The organism is Pseudomonas sp. KB-10, from assembly GCF_018221585.1.
Classification (GTDB): domain Bacteria; phylum Pseudomonadota; class Gammaproteobacteria; order Pseudomonadales; family Pseudomonadaceae; genus Aquipseudomonas; species Aquipseudomonas yangonensis.
In genome coordinates this window covers 188,748-204,942 of the sequence record NZ_QYYB01000005.1, presented here as the reverse complement: position 1 = coordinate 204,942, position 16,195 = coordinate 188,748, and the positions used below count along the sequence as shown (strand labels likewise).

General features: G+C 64.3%; 19 protein-coding genes and 1 pseudogene. 7 read left to right on the top strand and 13 right to left on the bottom strand.

Translation table 11 applies throughout. The features are described 5' to 3' along the window. Positions 1 to 2: 2 nt before the first annotated feature. The 5 genes from metW (at position 3) to DXK50_RS15690 (ending at position 3,219) form a co-directional block, all read left to right on the top strand. Positions 3 to 620 (top strand): methionine biosynthesis protein MetW, encoded by a 618-nt coding sequence (metW, locus tag DXK50_RS15710; protein WP_161866206.1) that lies wholly within the window; start codon positions 3 to 5, stop codon positions 618 to 620. 14 nt (positions 621 to 634) lie between these two features. Continuing rightward, positions 635 to 1,051 (top strand): DUF4426 domain-containing protein, encoded by a 417-nt coding sequence (locus DXK50_RS15705; protein WP_212630960.1) that lies wholly within the window; start codon positions 635 to 637, stop codon positions 1,049 to 1,051. Beyond that, positions 1,044 to 1,640, top strand: coding sequence for an RdgB/HAM1 family non-canonical purine NTP pyrophosphatase (gene rdgB / locus DXK50_RS15700; protein ID WP_212630959.1), 597 nt, complete (start codon positions 1,044 to 1,046; stop codon positions 1,638 to 1,640). The genes DXK50_RS15705 and rdgB overlap by 8 nt, the downstream gene beginning before the upstream one ends. Beyond that, positions 1,637 to 2,797, top strand: a complete 1,161-nt coding sequence (gene hemW / locus DXK50_RS15695; protein WP_212630958.1) for a radical SAM family heme chaperone HemW — start codon at positions 1,637 to 1,639, stop codon at positions 2,795 to 2,797. The genes rdgB and hemW overlap by 4 nt, the downstream gene beginning before the upstream one ends. A 98-nt stretch (positions 2,798 to 2,895) precedes the next feature. After that, positions 2,896 to 3,219 carry a DUF3392 domain-containing protein gene (locus DXK50_RS15690; protein WP_161866065.1) on the top strand — a complete coding sequence of 108 codons (324 nt, stop codon included), beginning with the start codon at positions 2,896 to 2,898 and terminating at the stop codon, positions 3,217 to 3,219. 179 nt (positions 3,220 to 3,398) lie between these two features. Here the strand turns inward: DXK50_RS15690 and DXK50_RS25530 are convergent, their stop codons facing one another. From DXK50_RS25530 to DXK50_RS15680, 3 genes and pseudogenes are all read right to left on the bottom strand, one after another. Beyond that, a complete protein-coding gene (locus DXK50_RS25530) occupies positions 3,399 to 4,124 on the bottom strand; it encodes a methyl-accepting chemotaxis protein (RefSeq protein WP_419096343.1) in 726 nt (241 codons plus the stop codon). 132 nt (positions 4,125 to 4,256) lie between these two features. Then, positions 4,257 to 5,297, bottom strand: a pseudogene (locus DXK50_RS25525) (HAMP domain-containing protein); the annotation flags it as partial. 302 nt (positions 5,298 to 5,599) lie between these two features. Beyond that, positions 5,600 to 6,148 (bottom strand): AAA family ATPase, encoded by a 549-nt coding sequence (locus tag DXK50_RS15680; RefSeq protein WP_212630956.1) that lies wholly within the window; start codon positions 6,146 to 6,148, stop codon positions 5,600 to 5,602. A gap of 30 nt (positions 6,149 to 6,178) precedes the next feature. Between DXK50_RS15680 and DXK50_RS15675 the strand changes: the two genes are divergently transcribed. Then, positions 6,179 to 6,607 (top strand): N-acetyltransferase, encoded by a 429-nt coding sequence (locus tag DXK50_RS15675; RefSeq protein ID WP_212630955.1) that lies wholly within the window; start codon positions 6,179 to 6,181, stop codon positions 6,605 to 6,607. A gap of 7 nt (positions 6,608 to 6,614) precedes the next feature. Here the strand turns inward: DXK50_RS15675 and DXK50_RS15670 are convergent, their stop codons facing one another. The 5 genes from DXK50_RS15670 to DXK50_RS15650 form a co-directional block, all read right to left on the bottom strand. Next, complete coding sequence (locus DXK50_RS15670) at positions 6,615 to 7,958, bottom strand: DUF1329 domain-containing protein (RefSeq protein ID WP_212630954.1); 1,344 nt, start codon at positions 7,956 to 7,958, stop codon at positions 6,615 to 6,617. A 168-nt stretch (positions 7,959 to 8,126) separates the two neighbouring features. Then, positions 8,127 to 8,843, bottom strand: a complete 717-nt coding sequence (trmB, locus tag DXK50_RS15665; RefSeq protein ID WP_212630953.1) for a tRNA (guanosine(46)-N7)-methyltransferase TrmB — start codon at positions 8,841 to 8,843, stop codon at positions 8,127 to 8,129. A gap of 67 nt (positions 8,844 to 8,910) precedes the next feature. Then, positions 8,911 to 9,705, bottom strand: a complete 795-nt coding sequence (locus tag DXK50_RS15660) for a thiazole synthase (RefSeq protein ID WP_024309854.1) — start codon at positions 9,703 to 9,705, stop codon at positions 8,911 to 8,913. Between the two features lie 18 nt (positions 9,706 to 9,723). Continuing rightward, complete coding sequence (thiS, locus tag DXK50_RS15655; RefSeq protein ID WP_003463964.1) at positions 9,724 to 9,924, bottom strand: sulfur carrier protein ThiS; 201 nt, start codon at positions 9,922 to 9,924, stop codon at positions 9,724 to 9,726. Between the two features lie 102 nt (positions 9,925 to 10,026). Further along, the gene (locus DXK50_RS15650) at positions 10,027 to 10,398 is read right to left on the bottom strand and encodes a DUF423 domain-containing protein (RefSeq protein WP_161866070.1); all 372 of its coding nucleotides are present in this window, start codon (positions 10,396 to 10,398) and stop codon (positions 10,027 to 10,029) included. Between the two features lie 259 nt (positions 10,399 to 10,657). On the opposite strand from DXK50_RS15650, the gene mtgA reads away from it, so the two are divergent. After that, the gene (gene mtgA / locus DXK50_RS15645) at positions 10,658 to 11,386 is read left to right on the top strand and encodes a monofunctional biosynthetic peptidoglycan transglycosylase (protein WP_212630952.1); all 729 of its coding nucleotides are present in this window, start codon (positions 10,658 to 10,660) and stop codon (positions 11,384 to 11,386) included. Position 11,387: 1 nt separating this feature from the next. Here mtgA and DXK50_RS15640 read toward each other — a convergent pair whose 3' ends face one another. From DXK50_RS15640 to ftsY, 5 genes are all read right to left on the bottom strand, one after another. Then, a complete protein-coding gene (locus DXK50_RS15640; protein ID WP_212630951.1) occupies positions 11,388 to 11,999 on the bottom strand; it encodes a hypothetical protein in 612 nt (203 codons plus the stop codon). Between the two features lie 61 nt (positions 12,000 to 12,060). Next, a complete protein-coding gene (gene rpoH, locus DXK50_RS15635) occupies positions 12,061 to 12,915 on the bottom strand; it encodes an RNA polymerase sigma factor RpoH (protein WP_024309858.1) in 855 nt (284 codons plus the stop codon). A 144-nt stretch (positions 12,916 to 13,059) separates the two neighbouring features. Beyond that, complete coding sequence (ftsX, locus tag DXK50_RS15630; protein WP_212630950.1) at positions 13,060 to 14,076, bottom strand: permease-like cell division protein FtsX; 1,017 nt, start codon at positions 14,074 to 14,076, stop codon at positions 13,060 to 13,062. Next, positions 14,076 to 14,744 (bottom strand): cell division ATP-binding protein FtsE, encoded by a 669-nt coding sequence (ftsE, locus tag DXK50_RS15625; protein ID WP_013717545.1) that lies wholly within the window; start codon positions 14,742 to 14,744, stop codon positions 14,076 to 14,078. The genes ftsX and ftsE overlap by 1 nt, the downstream gene beginning before the upstream one ends. Beyond that, complete coding sequence (ftsY, locus tag DXK50_RS15620; protein WP_212630949.1) at positions 14,741 to 16,069, bottom strand: signal recognition particle-docking protein FtsY; 1,329 nt, start codon at positions 16,067 to 16,069, stop codon at positions 14,741 to 14,743. Before ftsY ends, ftsE begins: the two co-directional genes overlap by 4 nt. Positions 16,070 to 16,195 lie beyond the last annotated feature (126 nt).

Sequence of the window (16,195 nt, the reverse complement as noted above, 5' to 3'; positions counted from 1 at the left end):
GCATGCGAGCGGATCTGGACATCATCCAGGAATGGATCGCCCCGGGTAGCCGTGTGCTCGACCTGGGCTGCGGCGACGGCGAACTGCTCGCCTGGCTGCGCGACAACAAGCAGGTTTCCGGCTACGGCCTGGAAATCGACCCGGACAAGATCGCCCTGTGCATCGAGCGCGGCGTCAACGTCATCGAGCAGAACCTCGACCTGGGCCTGGGCAACTTCGCCAGCAACAGCTTCGACGTGGTGGTCATGACCCAGTCGCTGCAGGCGCTGCATTACCCGGACAAGGTGCTGGCCGAGATGCTGCGCGTCGGCAAGACCTGCATCATCACCTTCCCCAACTTCGGCCACTGGCGCTGCCGCTGGTACCTGACGACAAAAGGTCGCATGCCGGTGTCGGACTTCCTGCCCTACACCTGGTACAACACACCGAACATCCACTTCTGCACCTTCGAGGACTTCGAGCGTCTCTGCCACGCCCAGGGTGCCCGTGTGGAAGAACGCCTGGCGGTGGACCGTGACCATCGCCATGGCCTGGCAAGCCGCATCTGGCCCAACCTGCTGGGCGAGATCGGCATCTACCGCATCAGCGGTGCGGCCCCCGCCCACCGCGTCGCGGTCTGAACGAGGAGAACACCATGCGCCGCATCATTCCCTTCCTGATCGCCCTGTGCCTGGCACTGCCGGCCGCCGCCGAGCGCAAGCAGAGCTTCGGCGATCTCGACGTGCACTACAGCGTCTTCAACTCCAGCTTCATCCAGCCGGATATCGCCAGCGCCGCCGGCCTGGTGCGCAGCAAGACCCAGGGCGTGATCAACGTCGCCGTGCTCAAGGCCGGTAAGCCCAGCATGGCGGTAGTGGGCGGTGAGGTGAAGGATTTGCTGGGCAAGAGCACCACGCTGACCTTCCGTCAGGTCACCGAAGGTGAGGCCATCTATTACCTGGCGCAGTTCCCGTTCAAGACCCGCGAAGTGCTCAGCTTCACGCTCAACGTGCGCCAGGGCGACGACGCCCACCGCATCACCTTCAACCAGGAAATGTTCCCGGATGACTAATTTCAAAGAGTTGGTCCTGGCCAGCCATAACGCCGGCAAGCTCAAGGAACTGCAGGCCATGCTCGGCGACGCCGTGCGCGTGCGTTCGATCGGCGAGTTCAGCCAGGTCGAGCCGGAAGAAACCGGCCTGTCGTTCGTCGAGAACGCCATCCTCAAGGCGCGCAACGCCGCGCGCATCTCCGGCCTGCCGGCGCTGGCCGACGACTCCGGCCTGGCGGTGGACTTCCTCGGCGGCGCGCCCGGCATCTACTCGGCACGCTATGCCGATGGCCAGGGCGATTCGGCGAACAACGCCAAACTGCTCGCGGCCCTGAAAGACGTGCCGGATGCCGAGCGCGGCGCCCAGTTCGTCTGCGCCCTGGCGCTGGTGCGGCACGCCGACGACCCGCTGCCGATCCTCTGCGAAGGCTTGTGGCACGGCAGCATCCTGCACGAGGCCCGTGGCGAACATGGCTTCGGTTACGACCCGCTGTTCTGGGTGCCGGAAGGCCAATGCTCCAGCGCCGAGATGCCGCCCGAGCAGAAGAACCGCCTCAGCCACCGCGCCCGCGCCATGGCCCTGCTCAAGCAGCGCCTGGGGCTGGCATGAGCGATACCGCTGGCGGGCGTTTCCTGCTCCCGCCCCTTGCGCTCTACATCCATATTCCGTGGTGCGTGCGCAAATGCCCTTACTGCGACTTCAACTCCCACGCCGCCGGGCCGACGCTGCCTGAAGAGGAATACGTCGACGCCCTGCTCGCCGACCTCGATGTCGACCTGCGCCACGTGCATGGCCGGCCGCTGACGTCGATCTTCTTCGGCGGCGGCACCCCCAGCCTGTTTTCCGACCGCGCCCTGGGCCGTCTGCTGGCAGGCGTCGAACGGCGCGTGGCCTTCGCCCCGGATATCGAAATCACCCTGGAAGCCAACCCGGGCACCTTCGAACAGGCCAAGTTCAAGGGCTATCGGGCGCTGGGCATCAATCGCCTGTCCATCGGCGTGCAGAGCTTCCAGGAGGCCAAGCTCAAGGCGCTGGGTCGCATCCACGACGGCAACGAGGCCATTCGCGCTGCCGACATGGCGCGCGCCGCCGGCTTCGACAACTTCAACCTCGACCTGATGCACGGGCTGCCCGAGCAGAGCATCGAGGATGCCCTGTTCGACCTGCGCACGGCCATCGCTCAGGCACCCACGCATCTTTCCTGGTACCAGCTGACCATGGAGCCGAACACGGTGTTCTGGAGCCAGCCGCCGGTGCTGCCGGAAGACGATCTGCTGTGGGACATTCAGGAAGCCGGCCAGGCGCTGCTCGCTGCAGAGGGTTACGCGCAGTACGAGGTGTCGGCCTACGCCCGGCCAGGCAAGCAGGCGCGGCATAACCTCAATTACTGGACCTTCGGCGACTTTCTCGGCATCGGTGCCGGCGCCCATGCCAAATTGAGCACGCCCGACGGACGCATTCAGCGCACCTGGAAAACCCGCCTGCCCAAGGATTATCTGGACCGCAGCAAAGCCTTCCAGTCCGGCGAGCGTATCCTCGAAGCCGACGAGCTGCCCTTCGAGTTTCTCATGAACGTGCTGCGCCTGAGCGAAGGCGCGCCCGCCGAGCTGTTCACTCAGCGCACCGGCCTGCCCGTGCGACAACTCGACCAGGCGCGTCGAGAAGCCGAGCGCCTGGGCCTGCTACAGGCCGACGACACGCGCCTGGTCGCCACGGCCAAAGGCCAGTTGTTTCTCAACGACCTGCTGCAGCTGTTCCTCGCCTAGATCACCCACTAAGCCTCCGCAATCCGGTAGGCTTGTGCGCTTCGCTCGTGCAGCCGTGCTGCCGCTGCGCTGACCGTTATGCCTGCCAAGGAGTCTGAATGGATCTGCTACTGGACCTGATCGTCACCCTCTCGCGCTGGAGCCGCAGCCACCTCAGCGATATTTCCCTGGCCATCATGGCCACCCTGCTGGTGCTGTTCGGCCCGGCCATCAACGCCTGGGTCCAGCGCACCATCGGCAACCTCAACTTCGTGCTGCGCACCCTGCTGTTCGTGGTGTTCTGCGCGGTCGGCTACGGCCTGGCCATCGTCTTCCTCACGCCTTGGCTGGCCAAGGGCCTGGCACACTTCAACAACTACACCCTGGCCCCGGTGCTGATCCTGATCTTCGTGGTGATCGGCATCATGGCCGACAGGAATTAGACGCTGGGCCGCCTCATCGCGAGCTGACACGAAAACGCCGCGCTCCTTAGCGGAGTCGCGGCGTTTTCTCTGCACTCGATCTTCTTGCAGGAGCGGCTGGACGGCATTCCGCTGCAGCTGCGATTGCTCTCGCCAGTTTCGCGGCTGAAGCCGCTTCTACGGCGGGTAGCGCAGCCGCCTTACAACACGAACTTGGAAACCTCGTCGCCGATCTGCCGGCCGAGCGCCTGCAGATTGGAGGCCGCTGCCGAGGCAGCGTGGCTGCTCTGCGACATCTGGTCACCCATGCTGCGGATGTTCTCGGTGTTGCGGTTGACCTCGACGGTCACGCTGGCCTGCTCCTCGGCCGCCGATGCGATCTGCGCGGCCATGTCATTGATCTGCCCGACCGCCTCGGTGATGCGCTGCAGCAGATCACTGGCCGCCTGAGCATCGGTGACGCTCTGCGAGGCCTTGGTGCCGGCGTTGTCCATCACGCCAACCGCCTGACGGGTGGCATCCTGCAGCACCTGGATCATCGCCTCGATCTCGCGAGTCGACTCGTGGGTGCGCTTGGACAGTACCCGCACCTCGTCGGCCACTACCGAGAAGCCGCGGCCGTGCTCGCCGGCACGCGCCGCCTCGATGGCCGCATTGAGAGCCAGGAGGTTGGTCTGGTCGGCAATACTGGCGATGGTGGAAAGAATCGAGCTGATCTCGTTGGAGTGGCGGTGCAGCTCGTCAATGATGCGCCCCGCCCCCTCGACCTCCTCGGCCAGCAGCGAGATCGACTCCTGACTGCGCTCCACCTGGCGACGTCCTTCCACACTGAGGCTGACCGAATCCACCGCCTGGCCGGAGGCCGTCTCGGCGTTGCGGGAAATCTCCTGGGTGGCGGAAGCCATTTGCGTCACCGCAGTGGCCACCAGGTGCAGCTCCGACTGATGTTGCTGCACGCGCTGGTTCTGCTCGTCGGCATCCTGCGCCACTTGTGCGGACTCATTGCTCAGCGCCACGGCAACATCGCGCAGACGCGAGATGATGCCGTGCAGCTGGTCGATGAAGCGGTTGAAGCTGCTCGACAACTGGCCGATCTCGTCGTTTGAGTTGACCGGCAGTCGCTGGGTCAGGTCGCCGTTACCGGCAGCGATAGCGTTGAGGTTGCGGCGAATCTGCTCCAGGTCGCGGAACAGCACACGGCCGAGCAGCGCCAGCACCAGAATGGCAACGACCAGCATGCCGGTGCCGATGGCCAGCTGCACGAACAACTGGTGACGCACCGGAGCAAGCACCTTGGCCTTGTCCATGACCATCACGAAGGTCCAGCGCGTGTTGGGAATCTCGACGGCGAACAGCAGACTCTCGGTGCCCGCCACATCGGCCTCGGTGAGGCGGCGCTGCTGCACCAGCGCCTTGAGCTGCTCGCCACCCAGCGTCGGCGAGAAGTCGGAGGCCGACTTGGTGCGCCAGTCCTTGTCGGGATGGGCGATCATCTGCCCGCTCTGATCGATCAGCAGCGCGTAGCCGTCGCCGGGAATGCTCAGCCTGCCGATGGTCTCGGTTAGGGTGCCGAGCGTCAGGTTGGCGCCGACCACGCCGATCAGCGAACCATCACGACGCGCCGGATAGGCGATGGTTACTACGTAGGCACCATCGGTCAGCGATACATAAGGATCGCTGATGAACACATCGTTGCTCTTCTCGGCGCCCTGATACCAGCCGCGTTGGCGCGGATCGTAGTTCTTCAGGACCACGCTCGGGTCGTTCTGCAGCATACGCCCGTCGGTGGTGCCGATATAGGTGATGTTGAAGGCGAAGGTGGCCCAGGTCTGCTGCAGCAGAATGTGCGGGGCGATCTGCGGCTGCTCGACCAGGCTGCTGGCGGTGATCTTCACCGCGTTGATGCGGTCATGCATCCAGTTGCCGAGGTTGACCGACACCGACTGGGCGAAGCCGTCGATATCCCGTTGCAGGGTGTCATTGACCGTCCTGTCCAGAGAGGAAACGCTCTGCCAGATCAGCGCGATGCTGACCAGCGATAACAGCGCCGCCGCCGTCAGGGTGATCTTCAGGCGCAGCGGCAAATCCTTGATGTTCATGCTAAGGACTCCATTGATGGCGCACCGGGCTGGCCAGCCGCCGTTGAAAGCCAGATCCATGAGCAAGCGATGGAGCCTGGGAGCAGAAGCCTCTGGTCGGGCTTTTCAGCGCAGAGCGTTATCACCGGAATCTGGAAGCAGTTTGGGATTGCCCGTGAACCTGGGTAGTTCTGACGGGCCGTACGCGGCTAATAAGCGACCACGCACCGGGAAAATTGAAACCAAAGCAGCTCGATAGCGCCGAAAGCACCGATTTAGAGCGGTTTCTTAATTCAGGCCGGGACTATACGCGGCGTTTTCGCTCAGCGCACCAACCAGCTCATCACCTGCTCGGCCAATTGCTCGGGCCTGTGCCGGGTCGAGTCCAGGCGCAGCAGCGGACAGTTCAGCTGGCGAGCCATCCAGGCCTCGTGCATGGCCAGGCTACGGGTATTCAAGTCGCCCTGCTCGTAGCCCGCGGCCCACTCCAGAAAGGCCTGGCTTTGCTCATGCATGTCACCTCCCGGCTGGATGCGCGCACCATAACGCTGCGCTTCACGCTGACGCAGTCGACGCATGCGCTCCTGGTCGTCCAGGCGCAGGAACAGGGCATGGCTGAACGACGGGATCAACGCCTCGCCCCAGCTGCACAGCGAGCCACTGAGCACCCAGTCGGGCGCTTGTGCGGTACGCTCGCGGATCAGCCTGACGCGCTCCTCGGGCGACCGCTTGTACGCATAGGGCGGCTCACTGGGCAACCAGTAGAAATCGTCGGTATCCAGATGCAGCCAGCCGTTGCGCTCGGCCAGCGTGCGGGCCAGGGTAGTGGTGCCCGAGCCGGATGCACCGAAGATATGTAACCGGACCGCCATGGATTCACTTCTCCTCGAACAGGCTTGATCATGATTCGCCTCTACCATCCCGCAGACAGCGACGCCGTACTCGACCTCTGGTTGAAGGCCTCCATCCTGGCCCATGACTTCGTGCCGGAGAGCTTCTGGCGCGAGCAGCTGCCCGCCATGCGCGACCTCTATCTGCCGCAGGCCGAAACCCTGGTACTGGAGGAAAAGGGGCAGGTACTGGGCTTCGCATCGCTACACGAACAGCGCCTGGCCGCATTGTTCGTCAGCCCGGACGCTCAGGGCCGTGGCCTGGGCCGTCGGCTACTGGACGAAGCCAAGCGCAGACGCGACAGCCTCGAGCTGGGCGTGTACCGCGCCAATACCCGGGCGGTGGCCTTCTACCGCGCAGGTCGTTTCGTCACGGTGAACGAAACGCGCGACCCGCACACCGGCCAGCCGGAGCTGACGATGCGCTGGTCGCGCGGATGATGCCGGCTCAGTTGCCTTCGCGGCGCAGCGCCTGCGGGGTGAAGTCGCGCGGACTCAGCCGGGCGTCGAAGTCGTACATCTTCTCGTTGTTGTCCAGGCCGTCGGCGAAGTAGCGGCCACCCTTGAGGTCGTAGATGGTCTCCAGGGTCGAGCCGAACATCGGCACGTCGTAGTAGCTGATCGGGTGGGCTTCCTGCAGGCCGATCAGGTCGCCATTGCGGTCGTACAGGTCGACGGCGAGGATCTGCCAGCTGTCCTCGTCCAGATAGAAACGACGCTTGCCGTACGGATGGCTGAAGCCGGTGCGCAGGTCCGCCTCGACCACCCAGACGCGGTGCAGCTCGTAGCGCAGCAGTTCGGGATTGATGTGCTTGGCCTGGAGGATGTCGGCATAGGGAATGCCCTGCTGGTGAACCGCGTAGCTGTTGTAGGGCACCAGCATCTCGCGCTTGCCCACCAGCTGCCATTCGTAGCGATCCGGGGCACCATTGTAGGCGTCCACCTGGTCGGCGGTGGCCATGCCGTTGGTATCGGGTTGCAGGGTGTCGTAGGCGAGCATTGGCAGGCGACGCACGCGGCGTTCGCCGCGGTTGAAGCGCCAGGCCTTGCGGATGGCCAGCACCTGATCGAGCGTCTCCTGCACCACCAGTGCCGAGCCGGCCAGCTTGGCCGGCGCCACGACCTTGTACTTGTAAAAGAACAGGGTGTTGTCCAGATCCTGCGGGGCAACGCCTTCGCGGCCGTAGAGGAAATAGATGTCGCGCTCGAGCTTGAGCAGGTTGTAGCTGCCATTGGCGAGCACGGCGGCCTGGTTGGTGGCCATGCTGATCTGGTCGCCACGGTAACGCATGATGTGGTTCCAGATGGCCTCCTGGCCATTCTGCGGTATGGGGAACGGCACGCCGGCCGCAGCACCCTGCACACCGTTGCCGCCGGAAATCAGCTCGGCATTGAGCGCATTGAAGCGGGTGGCATCGTAGATGCGCTGCGGCGCAGCTGCACTGCGGCGAGTCGGGAAGACGCGCAGATAGAAGCTGGGGTTCTGCTGCAGCAGGGCCTTGAGGCCGACCGGCAGTAGCTGCTCATACTGCGCCAGGTTCTGCCCGTCGACGCGATACAGCAGCTTGTCGCCGGCGTAAGGGTCAGGGTGGTGCATACCGGGCTGGTAACCGGCCGGCGGCGTCGCCAGGCCTCCCGTCCAGGCCGCGATGGTGCCGGCAGCATTACCCGCACGCTCACCGCCCAGCGGGGTCAGGTCCTGCTCCAGGCGCGCGGCCTGGCTGGCATCGACCTTGGCCTGGGCCTGAAAGGCCAGGGCGGTCAGCAGAAGAATGGAAACCGATCTCAACACAATGCTCTCCTTGCGACGCCATGGCAGTGGCGTCGCCAATATCTACAGGCCTTGCAGGCATGCTTATCGTTGTTGTGTCTTGCGGTGAGGTACCGTCCTGGCCGCCGGGTTATCCCGATCTAATCGTGCATCCTGCCGGTTCAAATCGACCGTTTATCGCTGGGTAAATCACCCCTGACGCTGAAACTTCAGATCCCATACGCCATGGCCGAGGCGCTCGCCGCGACGCTCGAACTTGGTCACCGGACGCTCCTCGGGGCGCGGCACATAGGTGCCATCGGCGGCCAGGTTGCGATAGCCCGGCGCCGCGTTCATCACCTCGAGCATGTGCTCGGCGTAGTTTTCCCAGTCGGTGGCCATGTGCAGCACGCCGCCGATCTTCAGCTTGCTGCGCACCAGCTCGGCGAAGGCCGGCTGCACGATGCGGCGCTTGTGATGACGCGACTTGTGCCAGGGATCAGGGAAGAACAGCAGCACGCGATCCAGGCTGGCATCGGCGACGCAATCACGCAGCACTTCCAGCGCATCGCAGCTGTACACGCGGATGTTGCTCAGGTTCTGCGTCATGGCGCCATTGAGCAGCGCACCAACGCCCGGCTTGTGCACCTCGACGCCGATGAAATCCTGCTCGGGCGCTGCGGCGGCCATCTCCAGGGTGGAATGGCCCATGCCGAAGCCGATCTCGAAGGTGCGCGGCGCGCTGCGCCCGAACACCTGGTCGAAGTCACGCAGGCCGTCTTCCAGTTCCAGGCCGAACAGCGGCCAGCCCTTGTCGATGCCACGCTGCTGGCCTTCGGTCATGCGCCCGGCGCGCATCACGAAGCTCTTGATGGTACGGCGCTGGCGACCGTCTTCGGTCAGTTCGGGCTGTTGGGTATCGGTCATGCTGGGCTCTTGTAGGGTGTTTACGACTTGGCGGGCCGGCGAGCCGACGCGCAGCCAATCGTCATCCTTAGTTGATCAGGCCAGTCAGCGGCGACGACGCGCTGGCATAGAGTTTCTTCGGCATACGCCCGGCCAGGTAGGCCAGGCGCCCGGCCTCGACGGCATGCTGCATGGCACGCGCCATCAGCACCGGATTCTGCGCTTCGGCGATGGCGCTGTTCATCAGCACCGCCTCGCAGCCCAGCTCCATGGCGATGGTGGCGTCGGAGGCCGTGCCCACGCCGGCATCGACCAGCACCGGCACCTTCGATTCCTCGAGGATGATGCGCAGGTTGTAGGGGTTGCAGATGCCTAGGCCCGAGCCGATCAGGCCAGCCAGCGGCATCACCGCGATGCAGCCGATCTCGGCCAGCTGGCGGGCGATGATCGGATCGTCGCTGGTGTACACCATGACGTCGAAACCGTCCTTGACCAGCACTTCGGCGGCCTTGATGGTTTCGATGACGTTGGGGAACAGGGTCTTCTGGTCAGCCAACACTTCCAGCTTGACCAGGTTGTGGCCATCGAGCAACTCACGCGCCAGGCGGCAGGTGCGCACGGCCTCGACGGCGTCGTAGCAGCCGGCGGTATTGGGCAGGATGGTGTACTTGTCCGGGCTGATCACATCAAGCAGGTTCGGCTCGCCGGGATTCTGGCCGATATTGGTGCGGCGCACGGCCACGGTGACGATCTCGGCACCGGAAGCCGCGATGGCATCACGGGTCTCGTCCATATCCTTGTACTTGCCGGTACCGACCAGCAGGCGCGACTGGAACGTACGACCGGCCAGGGTGAAGGGCTTGTCGCTGAGAACTTGGCTCATGGAATACTCCTCGTGAAGTCAACCGCCGCCGATGGCGTGCACCACTTCCACCTGATCGCCTTCGGCGAGCTGGGTGCTGTCGTGCTGGCTGCGTGGAACGATGTCCAGATTGAGCTCGACCGCCACACGGCGCCCGGTCAGGTCGAGGCGAACCAACAGGTCGGCGACGCTCTGGTTATCCGGCAGTTCGAAGGGTTCACCATTCAACTGGATACGCATGACGACTCGGTCACAACTAGGAAGAGGGCCGGCATTCTAGCCCGACAGCCGTCTGCGACCAAGGCTAAAAGGCGCCATTCGTCCTCATTTCTGACGCCAGGGTCAGGTCAGCTTCCAGGCCGCCAGCCCCAGGCACAGCCAGCCGATCAGGAAAGCGACACCGCCGAACGGGGTGATCATGCCGAGCTTGCCGATGCCGCTGAGGGTCAGCAAATAAAGGCTGCCGGAGAACAGCAGAATGCCCACGGCGAAGGCGCCACCGGCCAGGTTTACCAAGCGTCCGGGCATGTGCAGCGCCAGCAGACCGACGCCAAACAGGGCCAGCGCGTGGATCAGCTGATAGTGCGTGCCGGTCTGGAAAACCGCCAGGTATTCAGGCGTCAGACGATTCTTCAGACCGTGAGCGGCAAAGGCGCCCAGCGCGACGCCGGTAAAGCCTGCAAAAGCGGATAACAGCAGCCAGAGACGAGCCATGGAAACTCCTGAATAGGTCGACCAGAACGCAGTTTAACCACTGGTTCGTGTGGCGAGAGTGTCGTTATTGTCACACCCGCTCCCAAACCTGTGGTGTCTCGGGAATGTACAAGGCGACGTCAAAAATCGCTCCCGGCGATTTTTTGCTGCCCGCCATCCCTGGCGGCAACCCTTCGGGCCGTCGGCAGAGCCGACGTCAAAAATCGCTCCCGGCGATTTTTTGTTTTAATAGCGCCACGCCCAATCATTGCGAGACTCCATGCTCCGAGCCCTGACCCGCCGCCTGCTGAAACTGCTGCTCTGGCTGATGCTGGCCAGCGCCCTGCTGGTGCTCCTGCTGCGTTGGGTACCCCCGCCCGGCACGGCGCTGATGATCGAGCGCAAGATCGAGTCCTGGGGCAGCGGGCAGTCGCTGGTACTCAAGCGTCAGTGGCGCCCGTGGAACGAGCTGCCGGACCATCTGAAGATGGCGGTGATCGCCGCCGAAGACCAGAAGTTCGCCGAGCACTGGGGTTTCGACATGAGCGCCATCCAGGCGGCGCTGGCGCACAATCAGAGTGGCGGCTCGCTGCGTGGTGCCAGCACCCTCAGCCAGCAGGTAGCCAAGAACCTGTTCCTCTGGTCCGGGCGCAGCTGGCTGCGCAAAGGGCTGGAAGCCTGGTTCACCGCGCTGATCGAACTGCTCTGGTCGAAGGAACGCATCCTCGAGGTCTATCTCAACAGCGTCGAATGGGGCGATGGCATCTTCGGCGCCGAAGCCGCCGCACAGCATCATTTCGGCGTCGGCGCGCCTTATCTCAATCGCCAGCAGGCCAGCCAGCTGGCTGCCGTGCTACCCAACCCGCTGCGCTGGAGCGCAGGCCGGCCGAATGGCTACGTGATCCGCCGCGCGGCCTGGATTCGCCAGCAGATGAATCAGCTCGGCGGCAGCCACTACCTCAACCAGCTCAAGCCGCAGCGCCCCGATTGGTGGCCACGCTGGCTGTAAGCTAGCGAGTAGCGCGAAATGCCTTGCGCGGCACCGCATGCAACAGCGCGACGTCGTCGCCATGCAGATGCACGGTCAAACCCCACTGCGGATACACCCAGGCCTGACCATCGGCCAGCTCCAGGGTCAGGCGAGGCTGCCCGAGGCTGGCGGCCAGGCGTTCGCTGGCCAGCGCTTGCGGGGCGTGCAGATTGAGGCTGGCAATGGGGAAGTTGGCCATCTGCACGGTCAGCGACTCATCCAGCGCTAATTCGGCATCGCCTGCTTTCAGGCCTTGCGCGGCCATCAGACTGTCGCGCTGATTCTTGCTCAAGGCCAGTTCAGCCTGCAGCGACCACTCGCCCTCCTCCCCTTCGAGCGTCGCTCGATAGGACAGCCGTGCGCCGTCCAGGCGCGGCTCCAGCCACAGCTCACCCGGAGCCAGCGTCTGCACATCACGCAGTGTCAGCCCATCTTCGGCCAGCGGCTGCAACAGCGCATTGCGCCACTGCTGCAGGTTGGCCACCGGCCGAACCTCGCTGCTGCGCATCAACCAGGCGCCCCAGGCGAAGAACAGCACCCCGACGATCGCGAATATCAGCCAGTGCTGCACTTTCAGCGGGGCGTTGTTCAAGGCGGTTGCTCCAGACAGCAAAAAGCCGCACCAGGGTGCGGCTTTTCGGGTAGCGGCAGACTCAGGCGGCGATACAGCCCTTGAGCTTGTTCATGGCGTTCTTCTCGAGCTGGCGGATACGCTCGGCCGAGACGTTGTACTTGGCGGCCAGATCGTGCAGCGTCGCCTTTTCCTCGGCCAGCCAGCGCTGATAGAGGATGTCGCGGCTGCGCTCGTCCAGGCTTTCCAGCGCTTCGTGCAGGTTGCTGCTGGAGCTGTCGCTCCAGTCGGCATCCTCGAGCTGGCGAGCCGGGTCGTAGCGGTGGTCTTCCAGATAATGCGCGGGCGACTGGAAGGCGCTGTCGTCGTCGGCATCGGCTGCCGGGTCGAAGGCCATGTCCTGGCCGGTCAGGCGACTTTCCATCTCGCGCACTTCGTGCGGTTCGACGCCCAGGCTTTCCGCTACCGCGGTGACTTCATCGTTGTTCAGCCAGGCCAGACGCTTCTTCTGGCTGCGCAGGTTGAAGAACAGTTTGCGCTGGGCCTTGGTGGTGGCCACTTTGACGATGCGCCAGTTCTTCAGGATGAACTCGTGGATCTCTGCACGAATCCAGTGCACCGCGAAGGACACCAGACGCACACCCATTTCCGGGTTGAAGCGCTTGACCGCCTTCATCAGGCCGACGTTGCCTTCCTGGATCAGGTCGGCCTGGGCCAGACCATAACCGGAGTAGCTGCGGGCGATATGCACCACGAAACGCAGGTGGGCCAGCACCATCTGGCGGGCGGCCTCGAGGTCCTGCTGATAGTAGAGATTTTCGGCCAGTTCACGCTCCTGCTCGGGCGTCAGCAGCGGGATGCTGTTGACCGCATGCACGTAAGCTTCCAGGTTGGCGCCTGGAACAAGGGCATGAACAGGTTGCAAGGAAGTGGACATTCGAATCCTCCGATTCATGAAACTCGTGCAGTGTAGCACTGCGCTATCTGATTAAGAGCCTGTGGATAAGTTCCCTGTCAGATAGTCAATATCAACCAAAACAATGACTTGTCAGCTCGCGTTCAGCCGTATCGAGCAGCGCCCTTAGCGGGGCGCCAGTTCGTTCAGATGACGCGCCACTGCCAGCCAGGCGCCAATATAGCCCAACAGCACGGCGCCAAGCAGCAGCGAAAAACCGTCGGACGAAGGTACGCCACCCAGGGCGAAATCGCTACCGTAAAGTCCGGCCAAACGTACTACAGCATCGTTCAGCCAATCCAGCCCGAAGGCCAGCAGCAACCAGGCGAAGATGCCGGCACCGAAACCATAGAGCGCGCCCATATAAAGGAAGGGACGTCGCACGTAGCCATCGGTTCCACCTACCAGCTTGATCACCTCGATCTCGGCGCGGCGATTCTCGATGTGCAGGCGGATGGTATTACCGATCACCAGCAGCAGCGCCAGGATCAGCAGCAGGCTGAGGCCGAAGACGAAGCGATCACCCAGTTTGAGGATGGCAGTCAGACGCTCGACCCAGACCAGATCGAGCTGTGCCTGCTCCACCTTGGGCAGCTCTGCCAGACGCTGGCGCAGGGCTTCGAGCTTGGCCTTGTCGACTTCCTTCGGCGTGACCAGGACCACGCCTGGCAGCGGGTTCTCCGGCAGTTCCTTGAGCGCCTGACCCAGGCCGGAGAGCTGCTGGAACTCCTCCAGCGCCTGCTCGCGGCTGATCCATTCGGCCTCGGAAACATCATCCATCGCCGCGATCTGCTCGCGCAGCGCCTGACCATTGCGCTCACCGGCGGACATGTCGAGGAACAGGGAAATCTGCGCGGCGCGCTGCCAGGAGCCGCCGAGCTTCTCGACGTTGTCCAGCAGCAGCGACAGGCCCATGGGCAGGCTCAGCGCCACGGCCATCACCCAGCAGGTGAAGAAGCTGCCAATGGGCTGACGGGCCAGGCGGCGCAGACTGTCCACCAGGCTGGCGCGATGGCTCTCCAGCCATGCATGGAACAGCGTGCGGAAATCCGGCTCGTCGGCCGGGCCGTCCACCACCTTGTTGCGCGGCGCCGCGCCGACACGCTCGGCCGGTTGCGGGGTGGGCATCTTCGATGCGCTCATCAGGCAGCCTCCCCGTCACCGATCAGGCGACCGCGTTGCAGGGTGAGCATGCGCTGGCGCATGCGCGCGATCAGCGCCAGGTCGTGGCTGGCGATCAGCACCGTGGTACCCAGCTGGTTGATGTCCTCGAACACGCCCATGATCTCGGCAGCGAGGCGCGGGTCAAGGTTACCGGTGGGCTCATCCGCCAACAGCAGGGCCGGCCGGTGGACGATGGCGCGGGCGATGCCAACGCGCTGCTGCTGACCGGTGGACAGATCCCCCGGCGCTTGCGCGGCCTTGTCGCTGAGGCTGACGCGCTCCAGCGCGGCGCCGACTCGCTTGGCGATCTCCGGCTTGGACAGACCGAGAATCTGCAGCGGCAGGGCGACGTTGTCGTAGACCGTGCGATCGAACAGCAGTTGGTGATTCTGGAACACCACGCCGATCTGCCGACGCAGGAAGGGAATCTGCGCGTTGGTGATGGTCGACAGATCCTGCCCGGCCAGCAGCAACTTGCCGCTGGTGGGCCGTTCCATCGCCAGCAGCAGGCGCAGCAGCGTGCTCTTGCCGGCACCGGAGTGGCCGGTGACGAAGAGAAATTCGCCGGGGCGAACGCGGAAGGTCAGCTCGTGCAGCCCGACATGGCCATTGGGGTAACGCTTGGCGACCTGCTCGAATCGGATCATCCGCGCTCACGCTCCTCGAAGAGTGCCTGGACGAAAGCCTGCGCCTCGAACGGACGCAGATCATCGATACCTTCACCCACGCCAATGTAGCGAATCGGCAGGCCGAACTGCTTGGCCAGGGCGAAGATGACGCCGCCCTTGGCGGTGCCGTCGAGTTTGGTCAGCGCCAGGCCGGTGAGGTTCACCGTCTGGTTGAACTGCTTGGCCTGGCTGATGGCGTTCTGCCCGGTGCCGGCATCGAGCACCAGCAGCACTTCGTGCGGCGCCGTCTCGTCCAGCTTGCCGATCACCCGACGGACCTTTTTCAGCTCTTCCATCAGGTTGTCCTTGGTGTGCAGGCGCCCGGCGGTATCGGCGATCAACACGTCGATGCCACGGGACTTGGCAGCCTGCACCGCATCGAAGATCACCGAGGCCGAGTCGGCGCCGGTGTGCTGGGCAATGACCGCGATGTTGTTGCGCTCGCCCCAGACCTGCAGCTGCTCCACCGCGGCAGCGCGGAAGGTGTCGCCGGCGGCGAGCATGACCTTCTTGCCGTCTTGCTGCAGCTTCTTGGCCAGCTTGCCGATGGTGGTGGTCTTGCCCACGCCGTTGACGCCGACGACGAGGATCACATAGGGCTGCTTGGCGCCGTCAATCACGAGCGGCTGCTCGACCGGCTTGAGCAGGCTGACCAGCTCTTCCTGCAGGGCCTTGTACAGCGCACCGCTGTCGGCCAGCTCCTTGCGCGCCACGCGCTTGGTCAGGTTGCCGATGATGGTGGTGGTCGCCTCGACGCCGACGTCGGCGGTAAGCAGGCGGGTTTCCAGATCGTCGAGCAGATCGTCGTCGATGGCCTTCTTGCCGAGGAACAGGCTGGCCATGCCTTCGCCGAGACTGGCGCTGGTCTTGGACAGGCCCTGCTTGAGACGGGCGAAGAAGCCGGGCTTTTCCTGCGTGGCCGGCGCGGCGGCAGGCGCCGGCGCAGCCGCCACCGGAGCGGCCTCGACGATGGGCTCGGCTACGACGGGCGGCGGTTCGACGACCGCAGGTGCGGCAACCGGAGTGTCGGCAATGGGCTGCTCAGGCTGCGGCGCTGGCGCAGGCGTCACTTCAGCCACCTGCGGCTCGACTACTGGCAAGGCTTCGGACGCAGGCTCAGGTGTCGACAGCTCGGCAGGCACCTGAGCAGGCCGCTCGGCGGGCGCAGGCTTGGCCGGCTCCGCAGCTGTCTCTGCCGGCTTCTTGCGCCACCAGCTGAACAGGGATTTCTTTTCTTCGGTCACAGGCGGGGTCTGCGCGCCAGCCTCGGCCGGCGACTTCTTGTCGTCATTGGAACCAAACATGGGTCGCTTGCATCTCAGGGGAGCGAACGCTAACAGGCTGTAAAGCCTTGCCGCGCCGCCCCGGAAAAGGATGGGGTATCCTAGCACCTCTTCGCCCGCCGGCGGTACGACCGCCCAGGCTATCCG